Annotated in this window: 20 protein-coding genes and 1 tRNA gene; 9 read left to right on the plus strand and 12 right to left on the minus strand. The window is 61.5% G+C overall.

Translation table 11 applies throughout. The features are described from left to right. The first annotated feature begins 330 nt into the window (after window positions 1-330). A complete protein-coding gene (locus ACSQ3N_RS20245; RefSeq protein WP_056167046.1) occupies window positions 331-951 on the plus strand; it encodes a VOC family protein in 621 nt (206 codons plus the stop codon). A 256-nt stretch (window positions 952-1,207) separates the two neighbouring features. Here ACSQ3N_RS20245 and ACSQ3N_RS20250 read toward each other — a convergent pair whose 3' ends face one another. Continuing rightward, window positions 1,208-3,064, minus strand: a complete 1,857-nt coding sequence (locus ACSQ3N_RS20250) for a M48 family metallopeptidase (protein WP_056167048.1) — start codon at window positions 3,062-3,064, stop codon at window positions 1,208-1,210. 363 nt (window positions 3,065-3,427) lie between these two features. On the opposite strand from ACSQ3N_RS20250, the gene ACSQ3N_RS20255 reads away from it, so the two are divergent. Further along, window positions 3,428-6,325 carry a valine--tRNA ligase gene (locus ACSQ3N_RS20255; protein WP_056167051.1) on the plus strand — a complete coding sequence of 966 codons (2,898 nt, stop codon included), beginning with the start codon at window positions 3,428-3,430 and terminating at the stop codon, window positions 6,323-6,325. 96 nt (window positions 6,326-6,421) lie between these two features. Then, a complete protein-coding gene (gene galU / locus ACSQ3N_RS20260; RefSeq protein ID WP_056167053.1) occupies window positions 6,422-7,309 on the plus strand; it encodes a UTP--glucose-1-phosphate uridylyltransferase GalU in 888 nt (295 codons plus the stop codon). Window positions 7,310-7,642: 333 nt separating this feature from the next. On the opposite strand, the gene ACSQ3N_RS20265 is transcribed toward galU, so the two are convergent. The 3 genes from ACSQ3N_RS20265 to cysM form a co-directional block, all read right to left on the minus strand. Further along, entirely contained in the window at window positions 7,643-7,870 is a 228-nt protein-coding gene (locus tag ACSQ3N_RS20265) for a sulfurtransferase TusA family protein (RefSeq protein ID WP_056167055.1), read from the minus strand. A 29-nt stretch (window positions 7,871-7,899) separates the two neighbouring features. Then, window positions 7,900-8,466: an NUDIX hydrolase gene (locus tag ACSQ3N_RS20270; RefSeq protein ID WP_056167057.1), complete on the minus strand. Its 567-nt coding sequence runs from the start codon at window positions 8,464-8,466 to the stop codon at window positions 7,900-7,902. Between the two features lie 95 nt (window positions 8,467-8,561). Continuing rightward, window positions 8,562-9,464 carry a cysteine synthase CysM gene (cysM, locus tag ACSQ3N_RS20275; RefSeq protein ID WP_436147268.1) on the minus strand — a complete coding sequence of 301 codons (903 nt, stop codon included), beginning with the start codon at window positions 9,462-9,464 and terminating at the stop codon, window positions 8,562-8,564. A 40-nt stretch (window positions 9,465-9,504) separates the two neighbouring features. On the opposite strand from cysM, the gene ACSQ3N_RS20280 reads away from it, so the two are divergent. Both ACSQ3N_RS20280 and ACSQ3N_RS20285 read left to right on the plus strand, forming a co-directional pair. Then, window positions 9,505-9,589: transfer RNA gene (locus ACSQ3N_RS20280), tRNA-Leu, on the plus strand. A 740-nt stretch (window positions 9,590-10,329) separates the two neighbouring features. After that, window positions 10,330-11,046 (plus strand): hypothetical protein, encoded by a 717-nt coding sequence (locus ACSQ3N_RS20285; RefSeq protein WP_436147269.1) that lies wholly within the window; start codon window positions 10,330-10,332, stop codon window positions 11,044-11,046. Window positions 11,047-11,249: 203 nt separating this feature from the next. On the opposite strand, the gene ACSQ3N_RS20290 is transcribed toward ACSQ3N_RS20285, so the two are convergent. The 3 genes from ACSQ3N_RS20290 to ACSQ3N_RS20300 all read right to left on the minus strand — a co-directional run bounded on the left by ACSQ3N_RS20290 (window position 11,250) and on the right by ACSQ3N_RS20300 (window position 14,026). Next, window positions 11,250-12,683, minus strand: a complete 1,434-nt coding sequence (locus ACSQ3N_RS20290; RefSeq protein ID WP_436147270.1) for a hypothetical protein — start codon at window positions 12,681-12,683, stop codon at window positions 11,250-11,252. A 331-nt stretch (window positions 12,684-13,014) separates the two neighbouring features. Beyond that, window positions 13,015-13,404, minus strand: coding sequence for a GNAT family N-acetyltransferase (locus ACSQ3N_RS20295; protein ID WP_436147271.1), 390 nt, complete (start codon window positions 13,402-13,404; stop codon window positions 13,015-13,017). Window positions 13,405-13,474: 70 nt separating this feature from the next. Beyond that, complete coding sequence (locus ACSQ3N_RS20300) at window positions 13,475-14,026, minus strand: GNAT family N-acetyltransferase (protein ID WP_436147272.1); 552 nt, start codon at window positions 14,024-14,026, stop codon at window positions 13,475-13,477. Window positions 14,027-14,646: 620 nt separating this feature from the next. Here ACSQ3N_RS20300 and ACSQ3N_RS20305 point away from each other — a divergent pair. From ACSQ3N_RS20305 to ACSQ3N_RS20315, 3 genes are all read left to right on the plus strand, one after another. Further along, a complete protein-coding gene (locus ACSQ3N_RS20305; RefSeq protein WP_436147273.1) occupies window positions 14,647-15,699 on the plus strand; it encodes a DUF262 domain-containing protein in 1,053 nt (350 codons plus the stop codon). Next, entirely contained in the window at window positions 15,700-16,338 is a 639-nt protein-coding gene (locus ACSQ3N_RS20310; RefSeq protein WP_436147274.1) for a hypothetical protein, read from the plus strand. A 162-nt stretch (window positions 16,339-16,500) separates the two neighbouring features. Further along, entirely contained in the window at window positions 16,501-17,001 is a 501-nt protein-coding gene (locus ACSQ3N_RS20315) for a hypothetical protein (protein WP_436147275.1), read from the plus strand. 169 nt (window positions 17,002-17,170) lie between these two features. On the opposite strand, the gene ACSQ3N_RS20320 is transcribed toward ACSQ3N_RS20315, so the two are convergent. Next, entirely contained in the window at window positions 17,171-18,004 is an 834-nt protein-coding gene (locus ACSQ3N_RS20320) for a tyrosine-type recombinase/integrase (protein ID WP_436147276.1), read from the minus strand. Window positions 18,005-18,145: 141 nt separating this feature from the next. Here ACSQ3N_RS20320 and ACSQ3N_RS20325 point away from each other — a divergent pair, with 141 nt between their 5' ends. Then, a complete protein-coding gene (locus tag ACSQ3N_RS20325; RefSeq protein ID WP_436147277.1) occupies window positions 18,146-18,319 on the plus strand; it encodes a hypothetical protein in 174 nt (57 codons plus the stop codon). 60 nt (window positions 18,320-18,379) lie between these two features. On the opposite strand, the gene ACSQ3N_RS20330 is transcribed toward ACSQ3N_RS20325, so the two are convergent. The 4 genes from ACSQ3N_RS20330 to ACSQ3N_RS20345 form a co-directional block, all read right to left on the minus strand. Continuing rightward, window positions 18,380-18,592, minus strand: coding sequence for a hypothetical protein (locus ACSQ3N_RS20330; RefSeq protein ID WP_436147278.1), 213 nt, complete (start codon window positions 18,590-18,592; stop codon window positions 18,380-18,382). A 341-nt stretch (window positions 18,593-18,933) separates the two neighbouring features. Beyond that, entirely contained in the window at window positions 18,934-19,854 is a 921-nt protein-coding gene (locus ACSQ3N_RS20335) for a DUF6279 family lipoprotein (protein WP_436147279.1), read from the minus strand. Between the two features lie 3 nt (window positions 19,855-19,857). Next, window positions 19,858-20,073: a hypothetical protein gene (locus ACSQ3N_RS20340; RefSeq protein ID WP_436147280.1), complete on the minus strand. Its 216-nt coding sequence runs from the start codon at window positions 20,071-20,073 to the stop codon at window positions 19,858-19,860. Between the two features lie 85 nt (window positions 20,074-20,158). Continuing rightward, window positions 20,159-21,112 carry a LysR family transcriptional regulator gene (locus ACSQ3N_RS20345; protein WP_436147988.1) on the minus strand — a complete coding sequence of 318 codons (954 nt, stop codon included), beginning with the start codon at window positions 21,110-21,112 and terminating at the stop codon, window positions 20,159-20,161. Window positions 21,113-21,213 lie beyond the last annotated feature (101 nt).

Here is a 21,213-nt window from a genome sequence, read left to right on the forward strand (position 1 = left end):
CCCGAAGAAGGATGAGCAGCTGAAGCTGCGGCAGCGCTGCGGCTGCTGAGGGTGGATGCGGCAGCGCTGCGGCTGCCAGGGGCGGATGTGCCCCGTGAAGGTGTCGCCATGCCAAAGCACTCCAGACAAGACAGAGAGCCCCCTGGCCTTCGCAAAGGCAAGCGGGGGAACGGCTTGAAGGGGCTTACAGGCGCATGGGAGTCGGGCCTCGGTGGGTGGGGCAATGGTCGGATGCGGACTGTACCGCAAACTCGTCGCCCCCAAAAATTAACTTAACGTAAATTGATTACGAATAGTAGAATTGCAAGCATCCATCTGAGGAGACACCGCATGAATGCCGTCCTGAAGCCCGACCTGGCCACCCTGCCCGCGCCCGCTGCCATCCAGCAACTGCACCACTACGCCTACAAGGCGCGCGACGCCGAGGAAACGCGCCACTTCTACGAAGACATCCTGGGCCTGCCGCTGTACCACATCATCCAGAGCGACCACGTGCCCAGCACCGGCGAGTACTGCCCGTACACGCACTTCTTCTTTCGCCTGAAGGACGGCTCGTTCATCGCCTTCTTCGACCTGGGTGACGACGTGAAAGCCGAGCCTTCGCCCAACACGCCGCTGTGGGTCAACCACATCGCCTTCCGCGTGAACACCATCGAAGAGCTGGAGAACACCAAGCAGCGCCTGCAGGCCCACGGCATCGAGGTGCTGGGCGTGACGGACCACCACATCTTCAAGAGCATCTACTTCTTCGACCCCAACGGCATCCGCCTGGAGCTGTCGGCCCAGCTGGCCAATGAAGAAGCCATGGAAAAGGACAGCACGGTGGCGCATGCGCGCCTGAAGGAGTGGACGGCGCGCAAGGAGCAGTGGCGCAAGGAGCGCGCCGAAGGCAAGGCGGCCCAGCCCCTGAAGCCGCAGCAGAACGACCGGCCGGAGTACGCACAGGGCTGATGCGATGGCCCGGGGGCGCCCGGCTGGCACGCGCTTGTGATGAAAAAGTGCTCTACCGCTTGGTAGGCAAGCGCTACCAGCTATAAAAAGCGTAGCAAACAAAATCGACGTCCGGCGCGGGCAGGCTGCTGGCGGCTACAGCTGATAAGACACGAGCTGCACCCACAGCCAGCGCTCGCCGGCACATTCCCAGCCGTCCAAAAGCGCCTCCCCTCTAACGGGCAATGGGGCGCTCCCGCAGGCGCTCCGTGGTGGCTCAGCCGCCCTGCTGATGCGCCCGCATGATCTGGTGCCGCTGCCAGTAGTGGCTCACCGCTGCGTTGAACTCGTCCTTTTGCTTGGCCAGGCCGCCGAGCTTGATCTTCGTGGTCTTGGCCGTGCCCAACGCGCCCTTGTCGGGGTGGGTCACGATGAGCGCATTGCCGAAGCTGCTTTCCTTGTACTCCAGCGCCTTCACCGCGTCCCAGAACACGGTGGTCTCGTCGGCGCTGGTGCGGATGCCGTCGATGCTGATCTCCACGGTGTCACTGCCCTTGAGCGTGAACACCACCGGCGGGAAGTACTTCAGCACCACGGCGCGCTCTGCGTCATTGGCCGGCTCGTAGCGGTAGGCCAGGCTGCGCTCGTGGTCTTGCGCGAACTGCTGCTCGTAGTCGCTCCACAGGCGCTGCTCGATGGCGTCGGCCGTGAGGATCTGCTGCACCCAGGTGGCCGCAGGCACGCGCACGGCGATGCTGCCCCAGTCCTGCTCCTTCAGGGCCATGCCCACGTTGCGCAGCCGCTCCGGCATGGCGGGGTGCGAGTCGTAGGGGTGGGGCACGTTGGCGGTCTTCATCGCGGCCAGGAAGTCGTCCGACGCAGCATACGGCGCGAGGCCCTGGGCCACGAAGCTGGCGATGCCCAGCGTGGCCTGGTCGTGCCGCTCGTTGCGGCCAAAGAGTTCGTCCTCGATCTTGTGGCGGTACTGCGCGTACGCCGCGATCTTGACTAGCGACTGCGCGATCGCCGCGGGGGTGATGAGCTTGGCGGCGATGCGGTCGGCCTTGAACTCGCGCTCGCGGCTGTCGCGGGCCAACGCGATCTCGAAGATCATGCGGTACAGGTCGAGCACGGGCGAGACGACGGCCGTGAGCCCGCCGGTGCGCATGGCGTGACGGTAGTGGTCGTACTGCACGAGCTTGGGCCCCAGCCGGGCGCTGCTTCTGGTGTCGCCACCGCGCAGGTGGGCCAGTTCATGGCCGAAGACCGCGTCGGCTTCGGACTGATCGAGGATGCGCAGCAGCGGCAGGCTGACGAACAGCGTGCGGCCGGTCAGAAGCTTGTCGCCCACGGCCAGCGGGGCCTCGGTCACGAAGAAGTTGGCGTCGATGCCGGCCACGATGTGCTGCGGCGGCTCAGTCTTCAGGCGCTCGGCCATGTGGCGTATGCGCTTCCACAGCAGCGGTGCATCCTCTTCGGACACCAGCTCGCCCACGGCGCGGCTTTCGGAATGCACCCGCTTGAAGATGCCCGCCACCGCCACGAACACCCCGGCCGCCACGGCCAGGCCGACGATGATGATCAGCTTGGGCGAGTACTTGTGAAAGAAGAAGGCCGTGACCCAGAACGACAGCCACACCGCCATCGTGCCCTGCACGACCAGCGCCGCCGCGCTGGCCCAGGTGGTCAGGCGCCAGCCGGTGACGAAGCTGGTGTACTGCAAGGTGCGGTCGGCAAACGCCAGCGCGCCCAGGCCCAGCACCGACAACAGCAGCAAGGCGCTGGCCACGAGGGTCCAGAACGACACCTTGCGCGCCATGTTGAACTGCCACACGTCCGAGTACCGCTCGCACAGCGCCTCGCGGTAGTCCTGCGCCTCGGGGTCGGTGCTGCCGCAGATGGTGGACGGCGGGTTCAGGCGGTAGTAGTCCTTGCGCGCCAGCTTCTCGGCCGCGGGCATGCCCTTTTCGGCGTCGATGCGCTGGCTGATGCCGGCCACGAAACCCGCGTCCTGGTCGCGCTGCGCGTAGCCGCTGAAGAAGTACGTCCCCGCCGGCACCAGGAACAGCGCGAGCAGCGCGTACACGAAGACCTTGGCCAGGGCCGTGCGGAAAGAAGATGGAACTGCTGTCATGGGTTCGGACGTGTGTTGTGGCGGCCCAATGCCCGAAACCGGCGCTTTTGCGCGCCGCCTTTCGGGCCGGTAGTCCACCGTGTTGTATGTAGTGATCCGAAGAGCACGCGCGTGCTCTCTTGCATGGAGCCCGGCCTGCTTCGCTGCGGCCTTCCCTCGCTCCATGGGCGGCGATTATCGGCACCGCTGTGGCTGCAGGCGCAGGCACAAGGTAACAATTGGATAGAAACGCTGGATGAACGGTCGGACAGCCCGCAGCCCCACGGCGCCGGGGCAGTGGCTGCGCTCCCGTAAAATGCCCGGTCCATCTTGTCCGACCCGGCGCCGCACAGCGTGGCCGCCCGGTCCCACTGCCCCATACCCATGAGCTCGCCCCTGCAACAAACCGGCCTCGACAGCCTGTCCAAGTCTTTTGAACCCGCCGCCCTGGAAGCCCACTGGGGCCCCGAATGGGAGCGTCGTGGCTACGGCGTAGCGGGCTTCCGGGGCACCGGCGCCGCCCAGGCGGGCGAGCCCGCGTTCTCCATCCAGCTGCCGCCGCCCAACGTGACAGGCACGCTGCACATGGGCCATGCGTTCAACCAGACGATCATGGACAGCCTCACGCGCTACCACCGCATGCGTGGCTTCAACACGGCGTGGGTGCCGGGCACCGACCACGCGGGCATCGCCACGCAGATCGTGGTGGAGCGCCAGCTGCAGGAACAGGGCATCAGCCGCTACGACATGGGCCCGACCCCGCCCGAGGCGCGCAAGAACTTCGTGAGCAAGGTGTGGGAATGGAAGGAAAAGTCGGGCAACACCATCACCACGCAGATGCGCCGCATGGGCGACAGCGTGGACTGGAGCCGTGAATACTTCACCATGGACGACAAGCTGTCCACGGTGGTGACAGACACCTTCGTGAAGCTGTACGAGCAGGGGCTGATCTACCGCGGCAAGCGCCTGGTGAACTGGGACCCGAAGCTGCAGTCCGCCGTGTCCGACCTGGAAGTCGAGAGCGAAGAAAAAGATGGCTCGCTGTGGCACATCGCCTACCCCCTGGCCGACGGATCGGGCAGCCTCACGGTGGCCACCACCCGCCCCGAAACCATGCTGGGCGACGTGGCCCTGATGGTGCACCCTGAAGACGCGCGTTACACCCACCTCATCGGCAAGATGGTGAACCTGCCGCTGTGCGACCGCCAGATCCCGGTGATCGCCGACGACTACGTGGACAAGGAGTTTGGCACGGGCGTGGTCAAGGTCACTCCTGCGCACGACCAGAACGACTACGCCGTGGGCCAGCGCCACAAGCTGCCGATGATCGTGGTGCTGACCCTGCAGGCCACCATCAATGAGAACGCGCCGCCCAAGTACCAGGGCATGGACCGCTTCGTGGCCCGCAAGGCCGTGGTGGCCGACCTGGAAGCTATCGGCGCGCTGGTCGAGGTGAAGAAGCACAAGCTCATGGTGCCCATCTGCACCCGCACCGGCCAGGTCATCGAGCCCATGCTCACCGACCAGTGGTTCGTGGCCATGAGCAAGGTGTCCGAGCAGGACCCCACGGGCAAGAGCATCGCGCAAAAGGCCATCGACGCGGTGGCCACGGGCGAGGTGACGTTCGTGCCCGAGAACTGGGTCAACACCTACAACCAGTGGATGAACAACATCCAGGACTGGTGCATCAGCCGCCAACTGTGGTGGGGCCACCAGATCCCGGCGTGGTACGACGAAGACGGCAACGTGATCGTGGCCCGCACGGAAGCCGAGGCGCAGGCCAAGGCCCCTGGCAAGACGCTGCGCCGCGACGAGGACGTGCTCGACACCTGGTACTCGTCCGCGCTCGTTCCGTTCAGCACCATGGGCTGGCCTGAGCAAGGTGACGCACCCACCGACGATTTCAACCTGTACCTGCCCAGCACCGTGCTGGTGACCGGCTACGACATCATCTTCTTCTGGGTGGCCCGGATGATCATGATGACCACGCACTTCACGGGCCGCGTGCCGTTCAAGCACGTGTACATCCACGGCCTGGTGCGCGACGCGCAGGGCAAGAAGATGAGCAAGTCCGAAGGCAACGTGCTCGACCCGGTGGACCTGATCGACGGCATTGCGCTCGACCCGCTGCTGGACAAGCGCACCACCGGCCTGCGCAAGCCCGAGACTGCGCCCACGGTGCGCAAGAACACGCAAAAGGAATTCCCTGAAGGCATTCCGGCCTACGGCGCCGATGCGCTGCGATTCACCTTTGCGGCGCTGGCCAGCCTGGGCCGCAGCATCAACTTCGACAGCAAGCGCTGCGAGGGCTACCGCAACTTCTGCAACAAGCTCTGGAACGCCAGCCGCTTCGTGCTGATGAACTGCGAGGGCCAGGACTGCGGCCTGAAAGAGCACACCAAGGAAGAATGCCAGCCCGGCGGCCCCGCCCACGGCTACATGCACTTCAGCCAGGCCGACCGCTGGATCACGTCGCTGCTGCAGAAGACCGAGGCCGAGGTGGCCAAGGGCTTTGCCGAGTACCGCCTGGACAACGTGGCCAACACGATCTACGACTTTGTCTGGAACGAGTACTGCGACTGGTACCTGGAGATCGCCAAGGTGCAGATCCAGAACGGCACGGAGGCCGAGCAGCGCGCCACGCGCCGCACGCTGATCCGCACGCTGGAAGCCATCCTGCGGCTGGCCCACCCCATCATCCCGTTTATCACCGAGGCCCTGTGGCAGACGGTGGCGCCGGTGGCTGGTATTGCCGGCGAGTCGGTCAGCATCGCCCGTTACCCCCAGGCGCAACTGGACAAGATCGATGAGGCCGCCATCGCTCATATGGGCCGTGTGAAGGGCCTCGTGGACGCCTGCCGCGCACTGCGTGGCGAAATGAACGTCTCGCCGTCGACCCGCCTGCCCATGTACGTGGTGGGCGACACCGAGTTCATGCGCGGTGTGGCGCCGGTGCTGCAGGCGCTGGCCAAGCTCAGCGAGGTCAAGGTGTTCGACGACGAAGCCGCCTGGGCTGCTGCCGCGCAGGCCGCGCCCGTGGCTGTGGTGGGCGATGCCCGCATGTGCCTGTACATGGAGATCGACGTGGCGGCCGAGAAGGCCCGCCTGTCCAAGGAGATCGCCCGCACCGACGGCGAGATCACCAAGGCGCACAACAAGCTCTCCAACGAAGCGTTCGTGGCCAAGGCACCCCCTGCCGTGATCGACCAGGAAAAGAAGCGCATCGCCGACTTCGGCGTCACGCTGGGCCGCTTGCGCGATCAACTGACACGACTGGGCTGACAACCGACGCCATACTCTTCGGGCTGGCGGGCCGGCCCTGGCGGCGGCCCCTACCACCCGATTTCACTGCTTCACATCCCCGAAGGAACCTCCTCCATGACCGTTGCCACCACCGTCCGCAAAGCCGTGTTCCCCGTCGCCGGCCTGGGCACCCGTTTTTTGCCCGCCACCAAGGCGTCTCCGAAGGAAATGCTGCCCGTGGTCGACAAGCCACTGATCCAGTACGCGGTGGAAGAAGCCTACGCCGCCGGCATCCGCCACATGATCTTTGTCACGGGCCGGAGCAAGCGCGCCATCGAAGACCATTTCGACACCGCGTACGAGCTGGAAGCCGAACTGGAAGCCGCCGGCAAGAAGGAGCTGCTGGACCTGGTGCGCTCCATCCAACCCGACGACATGGACTGCGCCTTCGTGCGCCAACCCCGTTCGCTGGGCCTGGGCCATGCCGTGCTGTGCGCCGAACCGCTGGTGGGCAAGGAGCCGTTTGCCGTGCTGCTGGCCGATGACCTGATGGTCGGCCCCCAGGGCGGCCCGCCCGTGCTGGCCCAGATGGCCGCGGCCTTCCGCCAGCAAGGCCGCTCGGTCATCGCCGTGCAGGAAGTGCCGGAAGACCAGGTGCACAAATACGGCATCGTGGCCGGTGAATCCGCCGGGGGCCCACTGATCCGCATCGAGCGCATCGTCGAGAAGCCCAAGGCCGACGTGGCCCCGTCCCGCATGGGCGTGGCCGGCCGCTACATCCTCACGCCCGGCGTGTTCGACGAGATCCGCAACCAGCCGCGCGGCGTGGGCGGCGAGATCCAGCTCACAGACGGCATCGCCCGCCTGATGCAGAACGAGGCCGTGTACGCGTTTCAGTACCAGGGCAAGCGCTATGACTGCGGCAGCAAGGAAGGCTTTTTGGAAGCCACGGTGGAACTGGCGCTGCGCCACCCGCAGGTGGGTGCGCACTTCCGTGAGTACCTGAAGGCGCTGGAGCTGTAATCGTAAGCGCGACCCCGGGGATCAGACCCCGGGGATCGGGCTCCGGGGATCAGGACTCGGGAATCAGAGGTGGCCCACCGGCGCACCATCACCCCTGCCCGTTCGGGCTGAGCCTGTCGAAGCCGGGTACCGCACCTGCCCCGCGCAGCGAAAGCTGACCGGGGCCCAGTCACAACACCCTGCCTGCACAACAAAAAACCCTCTCCCAGCAAACGCTGCGAGAGGGTTTCTTTTGTGGATGGCCGGGCGTGCGCCAGCGGGCCCCAGCCCTGCACAGGACGCCCAGCGGCGTGAACCGCCTGCGGTGCCTCCGTGCGTGCGCCCGTCAGGTCTTCAACGCCGACGCAGCACGTGGATGTATTCCTCACCCACCGTCTGCTGCTCCACCAGCTCATTGCCCGTCTGCTTGGCAAACGCCTGAAAGTCCCGCAGCGAGCCGCTGTCCGTCGCCACCACCTTGAGCAACTGGCCGCTGGCCATGTCGGCCAGCGCCTTCTTGGCCTTGAGGATGGGCAGGGGGCAGTTCAGGCCCCGCGTGTCGACTTCTTTGTGGATGTCCATGGTGTTGTGTCCGTATCTTGTCTTGTGCTTCAGTCTTTGGGCGGCAGGTTCAGGCCCCGGCGGCGTTCTTCATTTTCTTCGGCCGTGAAGAACACCGGCTCGTGCCCGCGCGTGCGCAGCCAGTCGGCCAGCGCATAGCCGGTGCCGGCAGGCCAGCACTTGAGCTTGTCGAGGTCATAGAACCGGTAATCCACCAGCTCGGGCGACAGCCGCACCTCGCCCTGCGCCACCACATGGTAGGCAATGATGACTTGGTTCATGCGCAGAAACTCGTACGCCCCCACCATGGTGGTGGACAGCACATCGAGGTTGGTTTCCTCCTTCACCTCGCGCGCGATGCCTTCCTGCGGCGACTCGCCCGCCTCCATGAAGCCGGTGATCAGCGCAAACATCTTCTCCGGCCAAGCCGCGTTGCGCGCCAGCAGCACCCGGCCGTCCACCTCCACGATGGCGGCCAGCACGGGCGTGGGGTTGTTCCAGTGCGTCCATCCGCAGGCGGGGCAGCGCAGACGCTCCTTGTCGCCACCGTCTTCGGCCAGGGTGATTGGCTGCAGCGCGGTGCCGCAGTGGGTGCAGTAGCGGGTTTCGTAGTGCATATGCTCTTATTTTGATAGCTGCTTGCGCACGTTCATCCAGCGGTAGCGGCCGTTTTCATTAAAAAAGAAGGGCACGCAGCCGGCCTTCCTCTAGATCACGCGGGGAATACGCCGGTGGACAGGTAACGGTCGCCCCGGTCGCACACCACGAAGACGATCGTGGCGTTGCTTTCGCGTGCCGCGATCTGCTGCGCCACCCAGCAGGCCCCGGCGGCAGAAATGCCCGCAAAGATGCCCTCTTCGCGCGCCAGGCGGCGGCACATGTCTTCGGCGTTGTCCTGGTTCACGTACACCAGCTCGTCCACCGTGCTCGCGTCGTAGATCTTGGGCAGGTATTCCTGCGGCCACTTGCGGATGCCGGGGATGCGCGAGCCCTCTTCCGGCTGCGCGCCGATGATCTGGATGGCCGGGTTCTTCTCTTTGAGGAACCGCGACACACCGGTGATGGTGCCCGTGGTGCCCATCGCGCTCACGAAGTGCGTGATGCGCCCGCCGGTCTGCTCCCAGATCTCGGGGCCGGTGGTTTCGTAGTGGATGCGCGGGTTGTCCGGGTTGCCGAACTGGTCGAGCACCTTGCCCTCGCCCCGCTTTTGCATCGCCTCGGCCAGATCGCGCGCATGCTCCATGCCGCCGCTCTTGGGGGTGAGCACCAGGTCTGCGCCAAAGGCCTTCATGGTCTGGGCGCGCTCGATGGACAGGTCCTCGGGCATCACCAGCACCATGCGGTAGCCCTTGATCGCCGCCGCCATGGCCAGCGCAATGCCGGTATTGCCCGACGTGGCCTCGATCAGCGTGTCACCGGGCCGAATGTCGCCCCTCTCTTCGGCCCGGCGGATCATCGACAGCGCCGGCCGGTCCTTGACCGAGCCCGCCGGGTTGTTGCCCTCGAGCTTGCCCAGCACCACATTGCCGCGCGCGGCATTGTCCTGGGCCCCAATGCGCTGCAGCGCGACCAGCGGCGTGTTGCCAACCGCATCTTCAATCGTCGGATATTTCATGCGCCCTACTGTGCCATAATTTGCGGCTTCACGAATTCCAGCCCGGGTGGTGAAATTGGTAGACGCAGGGGACTCAAAATCCCCCGCCGCAAGGCGTGCCGGTTCGATTCCGGCCCCGGGCACCACGAACGAGTCCAGAAGAGTCCATGCTCTTCTGGACTTTTTTTTATTTGTCCTTTGGGATCAGCAGCTTGGCTGTCCGTACCCGTCGAGACCAGCCGCCCATCCGAGAAAACTAGGGCATATTTACATGTGCCAGGTCTACAGCTTGTGCCCCCACTGCGGGGTCGTATCGCACCCTGGAAAGCGCCCTGAAGCGGACTCTTGTGACAGCAGACGTCAGCCCAACGTCTTTCCATACTATTTCCGTCATACAGAGCGTCCGAATCTGCTGCTAGGCACATTTTTTCGCGCTCTCGGTCAGGTCCCACAACTCACCGAAACCCACCGAATTCACGAACCGCCCGCCGGTAGTGCCCCCAGCCGCTCGGATTTGTGCCGCTCGCCTTGCACGGTCACCCTTCTCACACGGCCCCCTTAATTGCTCAACGCCCGACGGACCCGCCCCGCTATTGCCCCGGCGCCGGCCCTGCGCGAGGACGCCCAGTCGCTGCGCACGCAGCTCAGTGCAGCCCGCAGACGCAGCGAGGCGCAGCGGCCCGCCGGTGGTCCTGCGCGCAGTGTTGCAGGGACTCATTGGCAAGTTCTCGCAAGGCCGGGCGTGCGGCGCGCCGTCACCTGCAGAAGACAGATCGCCGGCGAGTCTCCGCTGTCGACAAGAAGGTGTTGCTGCAGTTCAACACCGGCACGGGCCAGGCCACACCGCAGAAATCCAGTTGACCGACTGCTGAAAGGAACCCTCACCTTGACCACCAAGACCACCTCCATTCAGGCCGAAGTGACCCAAGCCGAAGCCACCTATCACGCTGCGCTGCGGGCGCTCGCACAGGCCTGCGCGGAGTTCAACAACGGCGCGGGCAAGACCTACGCCGAGCTGCTGGAGCGCCATGCGGAGCTGCGCAAGAAGATCGCCGCGCATGAGGCCGCGGCCGGGTCCGCAACGCAGGAATTCAAGCGCCTGTTGGCGGCCTCGAACTACGAGAAGACCAAGGCGGTCAAGGATGCGTTGTTCACCAAGAACGACGCCCAGTCGATTGCCGAAGAGCTGCGCGAGGCGCTGGCCGATTCGGAGCGCACGGCACTGCCCATCCGGGCCAGTGCATCACGGGCTGCGGAGCACTACGCAACCACCCACGATGCCGCCTATGGGGCCTATGCACGCCTGGAGGCCTACAAGGCCTTGGCAGAGTGCGAAGAGGCCCTCTCGAAGGCCATGGCGCTGCTGGCGCACGTTCCCGACCCGCTGGGCTTTGATCAGCGCGCTGACGATATGCAGGCCTACCGCATGAAGTTCGTCGCGGACCGCCTTACGGCCGTGGCGCTGGAGCGGCCTGAGGCTTTGGAGCAGCCCGAGGTGGAGGCGCTCGGTGTGCTGGAGCTGGGACCGTTTACGGGGCGTGCGTACCTGACGCCGGTGCAGGCGCTACAGCTGCAGCGCGCGGAGGATGCTGCAGCGGCCTGAGCGTCGCGGTGATTCTTGCCAGGCGTGCGCCTGGCGCTGAAAGCGGAAGGCCCCGGCAGTGATGTCGGGGCCTTTTTTCGTTGGACTGCAGTCGGCCAGGAGCAGCCGGTGGTGGCAGATGAAAGCGGACCATCAACGTTTGACATGAGAGGCGTCACAAGGGCGTAGCCCTTGCGACGTCCTCTCAATGAAAGGGTTGGGCGTCACCTCTCGGTGGCCTCAGTTGGGGTCGGTGGCTCCACGGGCGCCTTGGGGAGGGATATCGCGCCGGTTCCGTTCAATATGGCTTGACGGCATGCACTGGCAAACTCCCCGTCGGACCGAGAGGATAGGTACTGCGCAGCATAGAAGAGCTCGGACGTTGCCAGCAGAGCTGTTCCGTTGGACTTTGCTGCAACGATGCATTTGTCAGTAAATGCTTGTTCGGTCCTGCTCTCGGGAGCAGTCAGTCGGTAGGCGTTTCCGAAGAGAACTCCTTTTGCTGGTGCGGTGACTTCTTCCCTCTGTAGATCCTCGTGAAGGTTCATCGAAAGTTGGCGAAGCTTGTCAACGTTGATTGCTTTGCTGTCCTTGCCCTCCGCCTCGCCGATCAATCTGCCTTCTGTCGATTCGAATACGACGTCAAACTCTGATGCACCTTCTCGAAAAGACTTGGTGTCGAATCCGAGCAACTTAAGCGCAGCGATTACAACTCTCTCAAGTGCCTTTCCCTTTTCATAGAGTAGTCCGCGTAAAGAACCTGCATCAGAAAGTTGGCGAAGGACATCTTCTTTGTTGCGTTGAACTCGTTCAAGCTCCGATTCCACTTCGAGCAGCTTCGATCGAAGGGTCAACTCCAAGCCTAGCGCGAAACGGGGATCTACCGCCCAACCGGGCTCTGGTGTGGACTCGCCTTCTGCTTGAAGAGCGGCATCAAGACCTACGATGCTGCTTACCAATCTTGCTGCGAACTTCCGCGCGTCGGCCGTCCACTCGGTCCCTTCGTCGTCATCTTTCGATTCTAGGAACCCGTCTTGATAGAAGTCGATGTCGGGCAGGCATACGATTGAACCGCCAGACTTTTGATGCCTCAACAGTGTGCCGACGGTCTTGTCGCCATTGCGAGTCAGCATCGTAGGTGGATACTCGTTGTTCTGAATTAGAACGCAGTACTCGGAGTACGCCGCGAACTCAGACCAGTACGGGGCAAGCACTTCAGCGCCTTTCGAGGCGAGCTTAAGCAACGTTCCCTTTGCGTTGACGGGGTTCAGGTCAAGCGGTAGGCACTTGTAGTTGTTGAATAGACCAACTATCTGAGTAGTTGATCTGTTGCGGCCGGTCCCAGAGTACTGGCGCTCACCCGTGTCTATGTATACCTCTTCGATGGCTGGGAGAAATAGCACAATCGTCTTGCCAGACTCGAAGGCTTGGTTGATCTCCCGCCGCCAATGTTCACTTGCCTCCTTAATCTTGAAGGACGCTTGATCGTCTAGGCTGGGCTTACCTTTGTATTGGTCGCGGTAAGAAATCCAGCTCTGGATTGATGGACGAAAAAGAATGATGTCCCAGTCGAGCAGGGAAGTTCTTGAGTCAAAGTCCTTCTCGGAAACCGCGTCAGTTGCGAGATCGACACCTACCGTGAGGATATGCTTTGCCATAAGCGATGCACTCTCTTGTAACGCTAAACGTAATTTGGCCGCGAAATCTGCGGGATAAACTGGAACGTGCGGAATTTTTTGGACACTGATTTCTCCTGGAGTCTGCTTACTGCATAGCTTTGCCAGCGATGAGCTGTTCAAACGTCCAAATGCAAAAATTTCATGAACACCGGCACGCGTTAAGTCAGCAAACTATAGCTTGCCGTAGCAAGACACCGGAATTTCCAATAGCAGCGTGCAGCGAGTTGAGGCAGCTTCCGGGCGGCGCTTCTAAACGGCGGCTCTGGGCCCAATGCGGGTGTATGCGCGCCCTGTGGCGGTCCTCGATCGGTCAGCGTCGTTGGCGCTCCATCGTGGTCGTTGAGGAGATGAAGCCTAGCTTAGCGAAGAACTCAGCAGCGCCTTGTCTCCCTGCTCGAAGCATCCAAGTGATCTGCGGGTTATATCCGACGAGTCGCTCGACGAGCGCCTGTCCGATTCCTTGGCGCCGACATGCTTCTGCGACTACGACCATGGACACATAGCCGTTAGAAATCCCGTCGGTTATTGCCCGTGCGAAGCCGACTATTTCCAGATCAACGACCGCGACTATGGTTCGCTGTGACGCGGCAATCAGCCGATGAAGATCGTGAATGTCGCCTACTCGGTGAGCCCATCCGTTTGCACAAAGCAGACGATGGATAGCTTGGATATCGGAATCATTTGGACTGCGAAACTGCATAACTCACCTCATGGGATAGGAGATGGGGTTGCTATTGCGAAGGGTGGGTCGGACCGAGTTCTGCCTGTCGCTACGGCCTGCAAGCGGCGTAGATGAAGCAGTCTCTGGGCTCGGCTGAAATGTTCGGATGAACCGTGTGCCGGGCGAGCCGCCCCTCTTGCAGGAAGCCGCTTTTCTCCAACGCTCGGGCGGACGGGCGGTTGTCGACATCGCAGGTCGCTTCAACGCGATACACACTTGGTAGACGAAGCGCGAGGGCTGTAAACGCCTGAAGGGATTCAACCATCAAGCCTTGGCCCCAATGCCGGCGTGCGAGCACATATCCAACGTTGACAATGTGGCCGCTCGGACGAGCTTCGAGCATGCCAATGAGTCGGCCGCTCGACTTCAGGGTGATGATGTACGGGAACGCCAAGCCAGCGTTCCACTGAGCGACACAGCCAGCGATGAAATCATGTGTGGTCTCCACCGAGGCATGCGGTTGCCAAACCATGTACCGAGCGACATCCGCATCTTGGGTGTACGAGGCGAACATTTCCTCGGTATCCGAGAGATGCGGAGCGCGCAGCGCGAGGCGCGAGGTCTCAATAAAACTGGGAAATGCCGGGGAAGTCTTGTCCATCAGATGTTAGGTCGGTAGGTTTGGTTGTGGCCGTGTCCTGACGCACAACCATCATAGGTCCCGTAACGTAACTCGATGCTCGACTGAATGCCTATATGTTCAGTCAAAAGCCGTCAAATCCGAGCACTCGAAGCGGCTCGGAGACGGGTTGCAAAGCTGCACCACGCCTAGCGAAGTCCACAGTCGGCGGGGTCAGCATAACCGGTCTCTTTAGCGGGCAGGTGAGGCGGGGTCTCCACTGCGCGCCGCCCCTGTTCGGGGTAGTTCGAATGAGAGCAGTGGCGGTGGAAATCACTCATCGATGTTGACGTGCATCCGCCCTTCGCGGCCACTGATAGGATGCCGACTATGGTCCAAGTGCGGCATTCGAGTGTGTCGCAGAATATGGCCGTCAGAGGGTATAGGACAGTCAACGTTGTTCGGCAGAGTGTGTGCTCTACCAGGCCGAGGAAAGTATTGCACCCGGATGCCTCCCCTTCAAGAAACAGTTATGGTTCTTAGCATTCAGTCAATGATCGTGAGCCCGATCCCGCTAAATGATTAAATTTGCAACATTTAGACCATGTATTGCATAAGCCGGAAATTATTAAGTTCATCAAAATAGATAGAAAGCCTGAGCAATGAAAATTGAAGAGTCAAAGCATTCGATTGCAGAATTGATTGATCTTTATAAACGCAAAGACCTCACAGTAAATGAGGAATATCAGCGTGCGCCTCGTATTTGGCCGCCGGCTGCAAGAAGTTACTTTATCGACACCATCCTATCGGGCTATCCCTTTCCCAAGATTTATCTTTGGGAACAACTTAATAAAGCAACGCTGCGGCCGCAACGCGAAATTGTCGATGGGCAGCAACGGATGACGTCGATCATCGACTTTCGGGATAATAAATTCGCCCTGACGGCAAACTCTGCGCACTACTCCGGAAAGAAATTTGAAGATTTAACCGAGGATGCCCAAGAGAATTTCCTGACGTATACCGTTTCCTGTGATGTCATCCGAAATGCGCAACGGGCGGAAATTTTGCAAATGTTTAGAAGGATGAACGCTTACACGTTGCCTCTGAACGAGGCCGAGAAGAGACACAGCGAATATTTTGGCGCATTTAAAAATTGGGTAAATTCACTTGTAGATAACTGGGGTCAATTGTTTATTGAATGGAAGGTGCTCTCCAGTCGAGCAATCGTGCGAATGGAAGATGCCGAATTCATTACCGAAATTGCATTAGCAATGCATGTTGGCATAGTAAGCACCAGTACCTCATCATTGAAGGGTTTATACAAAACATATGACGACGATTTTCCGGAGAGTGAAGAATGGGGGCATCGGATAAATGCAGCATTGCAATTTATTCAAACGGATCTGTCAGGCATCCAAGGTTCGTACATGACCAAATCTTACGCATTCATGTCGCTGATCACGGCTCTTATTCACACGCGTTGGGGCTTGCCGGGAGTTCAACAAACCACAGGAATTGTTCCTACAGGTCATTTTCCAGTTAATACTTTCCCAGTCCTTACCGAATTACTTGCACTCGCATCAGCGCATGAGATGAAAGATAGTACCGGTCGACACAAGGACTATGTGGAGGCCTGCAAAGGGGGGACGAATCGCGTTAATCAACGACTAGCGCGATTTAAGGCGATATCGGAGGCATTAGAGGAGCAACTATAAGTGGAGCTGAATCGTCTTCAGCAGCGGTTTGAAATCAGTTTAAATCGTGCGGATAACCAACTGGTTTCATATCTTTCTAATGTCCAACAGCAAAATTTAAAGGTCGCTGAAGTCCACCAGCTGGAAGGCTGGCTGTCTGAGCTATGGCAAATGTGGTGCAGATTTTGCCGAACCACGGTCGTAGCGTCTTGCACTGGTTGCAGCACACAGGCAGCGGGGCCCATAGCGGCAGTCCATGCCGGGCGCGGCGAAGTTTCATACATCGCGGCGAAACAGAGAAACGGGAACGCACCCCCAAAGCATGGACATAACTCTGTGCTGCGCCTAGAGCCGACATGGGGCCATATTGCGCGCCTAATTGAAGTGATTCAGGCCCTTTCACCAGCTAATACGAATTCGTTGTTGGGTGGATTCGGGACAGTACCGCAAATAGATGAAGTCCGTATAATTCGAAATGCCGCTGCACACCGAAATATTCAAACATATAACGAGGTGCTGGCAATAAGCGCAGGCTACAAGGCAACGGGCATTACTCATCCGGTGGAGGCATTGCTGTGGATTGACCCACCGACTGGGCGCACGCTGGTCCAAGCTCGCATGGACGATATGCGTATCGCAAGCAGAAACGTCTGTGCCTGAGATAGCAAATTACTGCAACTGTGTCGACTTGGTAGGGGCCTACTATCGTTGACAGGCTGCAAGCTACTTTGAGTCGCAATTAGGTCCAAAATAATCCGCGGGCCTTGCGGAATTCATCACGCTAAGCATTCATCAGAAAGATCACAGATCTAAGGAGGCGAAATGAAGAGAGGTTCGAACTATTGGGTAGGGAAGCGCCCTTCAAGTGGAAATCGATGGGTATACACCACGTCCGGAATCGTAATCGACGATCCAAAACTGAAGGAAGCAATCTTTCGGATGCAAAGGCGTTATACAAAGCAGTGGAACGACATCGAACTTGATCGATCTCGATCCCTCTCCGAACACACGCATGAAGTCCTTGGCGCTAAAATAGTCGGAGGAAACAGAAGATTCACCCTTCACGCACATGAAGACAATGTGAATCACTGGATTCTCGAAGTATTTTACTCACGTGGATTCTCCGAATTTCATCCAGGCTGGTCATTCGGAAAGAACCCATTTCGCTCAATCGATGACATGCTACGTATTCACTTGCATTGGAGCGATGAAGGTAAAGTAAAGTTTGAACAATGGATTGAAGCAGAGAGCTTTGCAAATCAGCACAAGGGAGAGGCGACGGAATATCTTTCAAAGTCGCCGGTTCGGAAGCGGAGCGTCTAACCCATTCACCCAGAGGACATGCTCTGACAAACCGGGGCACGCCTCTCTAGGCGAAAGTTGGGCTTCCGCCTTCACCCCTCGCTATAGACCGCTCTTGGCCGCTAGTAGCCGCAAGAGCAACTTTTACGCGCCACTTGCGCTGCCCACCATTAAATAGTGGACACGGACCTCAGTGGCGAATTGCCCGATCTCCCCCCAAATAGTCCGCCCACCACTGCATAAGCTTGGTCCGGTCTGCCATGTAGGTGGTGCGGTGATACGCGGCACGGATTTCGTTCTGCTCCCGATGCGCGAGCTGCCGCTCGATCACATCCGGGTTCCATCCGTGTTCGTTGGCCACGGTCGAGAACAAGGCTCTAAAACCGTGGGCCGTGGCGATGGTCTTGTATCCCATGCGGGCGAGCGCTGAGTTGAACGTGTTCTCGCTCAGTGGCTTGCTGGGGTAGTACGGGCTCGGGAACACCAGCTCGCGACCGCCGCTGATGGCTTCGATCTTGTCCAGCACTTCGAGGGCCTGTTTAGACAGTGGCACACCATGTTCCTCGCGCATCTTCATGCGCTCTGCGGGAATGGTCCACAAGGCGGCCTTGCGGTCGAACTCCACCCAGCGCGCGCCGCGCACTTCCCCGGGCCTGCAGGCCGTGAGCATGAGCATGCGCAGGCCCAGCACGATGCTAGGGGCGCCGTCATAGGCCGCGAGCTTGCGCATGAACTCGGGCAGCTCTTTTTCCGCCAGGGCGGCACGGTGTTGGACGGTGCGGGGTTTGAGGATCTCGGAGGGCACCAGATCGAGCATGGGGTTGGTGTCGATGCGCTGGTGGGTCACGGCCCAGCGGTAGATGGCTTTCACGCGCTGCAGCACGCGGCCGGCCTGGTCAGTTGCGCCGCGGGCTTCGACCTGTTTGACAGCATCCATGACGTCCCGGGCCTTGAGGCTGGCCATGGGGCGTGAGCCCAGTGTGGGGAAAATGTCGTTTTCGCAGACAACAGCAGGAGGGATCACCGATCATGCAATATCCGACATGCAACAACCTGAATGCAGCGACCGACGTGAGGTGCATGAGATGCCAAACGACGCTGATTCACGAGGCGGCGGGCCATTCGGAATGGGTTCAAGAATGCTGCGAACGCACTCGACTCGCGCATGTACTCGGGCATCGGGGCGTTCTTCGGTTTTGCGCTGACCGCCGTGCTTTTGAAGTTTGTCCTGACGGAGCACTGGCTTTCGGACCGGCAGATTTACCTGTCGGCAGTGGTGGCAGGCGTCGTGGGTTCGATCCTTGGGCGACTGTTCCTCAAAGCCAGGCAAAACTTCTGAGGCTGGCGCGCGGTGACTGAACTTTGGTCATCAAAAAGCAAATGCCAAGGTAAAACCTGCTCACTTGCGCTGCGGTTGGGCCATGGCAACGCTCGCACCGCTTGACCGCTGCGCCGCACGAAGCTCGGCCAGCGCCTCCTGCACCGCCCGCCGGTACTCCGGCGTCAGATCCTCGGTCTTGAGTTCGCGCTCGTGGAATTGGGCGCGGTGCGGGTCTTTCAGCAAGTCCTGAATCACGATGCCCTTGAGCTTTACATAGACAGCGTTGTCCATCGGGGTCTCCTGCAAGTGCCAAGCAAGGACCCCATGATCCACCCAAATGCGCAAAAGACGCCATGGGGGATTGCCACGGGATGCGTGCCAACCACAGGCAAGCAGTCGCAGCCCTCAATACGTCGTGGGGCCACCGATCAGCATGTACTCTGGCTTCGCGCGTCAATGCCTGTAGCTACGGCCTGACTGCACAGCAGCGGGCAGCAGCGCTCAACAGCCACAGTACCTGCCAGCCCCTGCCGGTCAAACCTCTTCGCCGCGAGCTATAGCGAACCATCCCGCACCAGTCAGGCCTGCTGGTTCGCCACCGCGGCCCCCACGACCTGCACGGCTCTACCCCGTCACTGCGCAGCCAGCGTCATGAAATCCTGCTCATACGACTTGGCCGACGCCACCGCCTTCACGCGCTGGGCCGGCGTGGTGGCGTTGTGCACTTGTGCAAAGCCGGCGCAGCCTTCGGTCACCAGCGTTTGTGCGTAGCTGCGGTAAGCGGGGTCGGGGGATTGATCGAACCGGGCCAAGTACTCGCGCACCAGGGTTTTCGTCTGGGCGGTGTTCTGCCGGTCGCGGGCCACGGTCTGCAGAACGTGCACAAGGTCCTTTTGGCGGCGCAGGCGTTCGTTGTAGGTGCGCTGGGGGTCGAAGGAGGACTGGGCGATGAAGGCGCGCAGCGCGGCCTTTTGCGGCTCGTCCAGCCGGCCATAGAAGCCCTCGGCCCGCGAGAGCAGTTCCTTGAAGCGGTGTTCACGCAGTTTCTCGGGCGTGGGGTCGAGCCATTCCTTGCGCCAGTCGGCATTGCTGTCGGCCTGCTTGCGCTCCAGCTGGCGGATCTGGCTGTCCGTCAGCTGCGATGCCAGCCACAGCATCTTGGGCTCGGCCTGGCTGACCACCTGGTCGAGCTGGGTGCGGATATCGGCGTAGGTGCTGCAGGCCTGCTGCGCGGTCACGTCGTCCGCCAACTGGCGCTGCACCTTCTGCAGCACCTGGGCATGCTGGGGCAGCATGGTGTCGCGGTGCCACTGGTGCAGGTCATCGAGCTCATCGCGCACGCGTTCGCTCTGTGCGTCCGACAGCCCCAGGTAGCGGTTGATCTGCCACGCCATGAGCTGCGGCGCCTGGTTGTAGGCCAGCTTGACGGTGCTGCAGCCCTGGAGCAGCAGCGCCATGGCGGCGCCCAGCACCACCGCGCGCAGGGCGCGGGCCCTGCCCGACAGGGGCGTGCGCTTCAAACGAGGCGCTGCAACAGCGGTGTGGTGTGCCACGGGTCAGTTGTCTTGCCGGCGTATGAGCTGGCGGCCGCTGGGGGTGATGGTCAGGTCTCCGGAGATGCCCTTGGCGATGAAGCCCCATTCCAGCAGCCGCGCGGACACGTGGTCCTTGAGCGCGTGGGGCATGGTGATGGTCTGGCCCATTTCGAGTTGCTTCAGGGTTTCGATCTCGTCGACGGTGGGATCGAAATGCGGTGCATGGTAGGTCGTCATGGAGGGCGCTTTCAGGTTGTGATTTATGTGTTGACTGATCCTTGCAGCGCCAGATTAGTTCAGCCAGAAGGCGCATGCAAGCGCATTAGCCGGGTCCCGGCATTGGACTGCCCCCCAACGCGGCCATGTCCTGCAACCAGCGTGAGAACGCGGTCAACACCGGGGACTGCGCGGGCTGCGCGGGGCTGATGAGGTAGTAGCCGCGCTCGCCGCGCAGGGGCCGGGCGCAGGCCACCACCAGTTCGCCGCTGGCAAGCTCCGCCTCGATCAGCAGCGGCGGGATCAGCGCCACACCCATGCCGTGCGTGGCCGCCACGGCCAGCATGGAGAACAGCTCGTAGCGCGGGCCATCGAGCGCGTGCGGCGCCTCCACCGCCATCGCATCGAACCACTGCCGCCAGCCATACGGGCGCGTGCTTTGCTGCAGCAGGGGCAACTCGGCCAGCGCTTCGGCCGCCACGGGCTGGTGGGCGCGGCCCCGGCCGCGTGGCGCGGCGGATTCGAGCAAGCGGGGGCTGCACACGGGCACGACGTCTTCGTGCATCAGCAGTTGGGCTTGCACGCCGGGCCAGTTGGCCACCTGCTCCGGCGTGCCGGCGTACAGCGCGGCGTCGAAGGTGGTGTCGGCAAACAGAAACGGCCGCGTCTGCGTATCGATGTGCACCACGATGTCGGGGTGCACTTGCGCCAACTGCGGCAGGCGCGGTATGAGCCAGCGCGTGGCGAACGTGGGCACGGCCGCCAGCGACAGCGTGCCGCCCTCGCCCTGGTGTGCCATCACGTCCAGCGTGTCGCGCTCCAGCCCCTGCAGCCAGCGCGCCACCTGACGGCCATAGTGCGCGCCGGCGGGCGTCAGCACCACGCCGTGGCGGGTGCGGCGAAACAGCTGCACGCCCAGGAATTCTTCCAGTGCCTGGATCTGGCGGGAGACAGCGCTCTGCGTCAGAGACAACTCTTGCGCGGCGCGGGTGTAGCTCTCGTGGCGGGCGGCGACTTCAAAACAGGCCAGGGCCTGGGTCGATGGAATGTTGCGGCGCATGATGAAGATGAACTTGTACGGTGCCCACCGGCAGGCGGTGTCTGGCGCAAAGTATTCCATACATTCCATCCATGCATATCTGAATGAAAAGAACTCGCTTG

The sequence above is a fragment of the Acidovorax sp. LjRoot194 genome, from assembly GCF_964253015.1.
Classification (GTDB): Bacteria; Pseudomonadota; Gammaproteobacteria; order Burkholderiales; family Burkholderiaceae_C; genus Acidovorax.

Coding starts and splice junctions, on each gene's coding strand:
- ACSQ3N_RS20315 (WP_436147275.1), top strand. CDS start 16,501: ATGAAGAGAGGTTCGAACTATTGGGTAGGGAAGCGCCCTTCAAGTGGA.
- ACSQ3N_RS20330 (WP_436147278.1), bottom strand. CDS start 18,592: ATGGACAACGCTGTCTATGTAAAGCTCAAGGGCATCGTGATTCAGGAC.
- ACSQ3N_RS20325 (WP_436147277.1), top strand. CDS start 18,146: ATGTACTCGGGCATCGGGGCGTTCTTCGGTTTTGCGCTGACCGCCGTG.
- ACSQ3N_RS20290 (WP_436147270.1), bottom strand. CDS start 12,683: ATGGCAAAGCATATCCTCACGGTAGGTGTCGATCTCGCAACTGACGCG.
- cysM (WP_436147268.1), bottom strand. CDS start 9,464: ATGAAATATCCGACGATTGAAGATGCGGTTGGCAACACGCCGCTGGTC.
- ACSQ3N_RS20245 (WP_056167046.1), top strand. CDS start 331: ATGAATGCCGTCCTGAAGCCCGACCTGGCCACCCTGCCCGCGCCCGCT.
- galU (WP_056167053.1), top strand. CDS start 6,422: ATGACCGTTGCCACCACCGTCCGCAAAGCCGTGTTCCCCGTCGCCGGC.
- ACSQ3N_RS20250 (WP_056167048.1), bottom strand. CDS start 3,064: ATGACAGCAGTTCCATCTTCTTTCCGCACGGCCCTGGCCAAGGTCTTC.
- ACSQ3N_RS20345 (WP_436147988.1), bottom strand. CDS start 21,112: ATGCGCCGCAACATTCCATCGACCCAGGCCCTGGCCTGTTTTGAAGTC.
- ACSQ3N_RS20300 (WP_436147272.1), bottom strand. CDS start 14,026: ATGGACAAGACTTCCCCGGCATTTCCCAGTTTTATTGAGACCTCGCGC.
- ACSQ3N_RS20265 (WP_056167055.1), bottom strand. CDS start 7,870: ATGGACATCCACAAAGAAGTCGACACGCGGGGCCTGAACTGCCCCCTG.
- ACSQ3N_RS20270 (WP_056167057.1), bottom strand. CDS start 8,466: ATGCACTACGAAACCCGCTACTGCACCCACTGCGGCACCGCGCTGCAG.
- ACSQ3N_RS20295 (WP_436147271.1), bottom strand. CDS start 13,404: ATGCAGTTTCGCAGTCCAAATGATTCCGATATCCAAGCTATCCATCGT.
- ACSQ3N_RS20340 (WP_436147280.1), bottom strand. CDS start 20,073: ATGACGACCTACCATGCACCGCATTTCGATCCCACCGTCGACGAGATC.
- ACSQ3N_RS20305 (WP_436147273.1), top strand. CDS start 14,647: ATGAAAATTGAAGAGTCAAAGCATTCGATTGCAGAATTGATTGATCTT.
- ACSQ3N_RS20255 (WP_056167051.1), top strand. CDS start 3,428: ATGAGCTCGCCCCTGCAACAAACCGGCCTCGACAGCCTGTCCAAGTCT.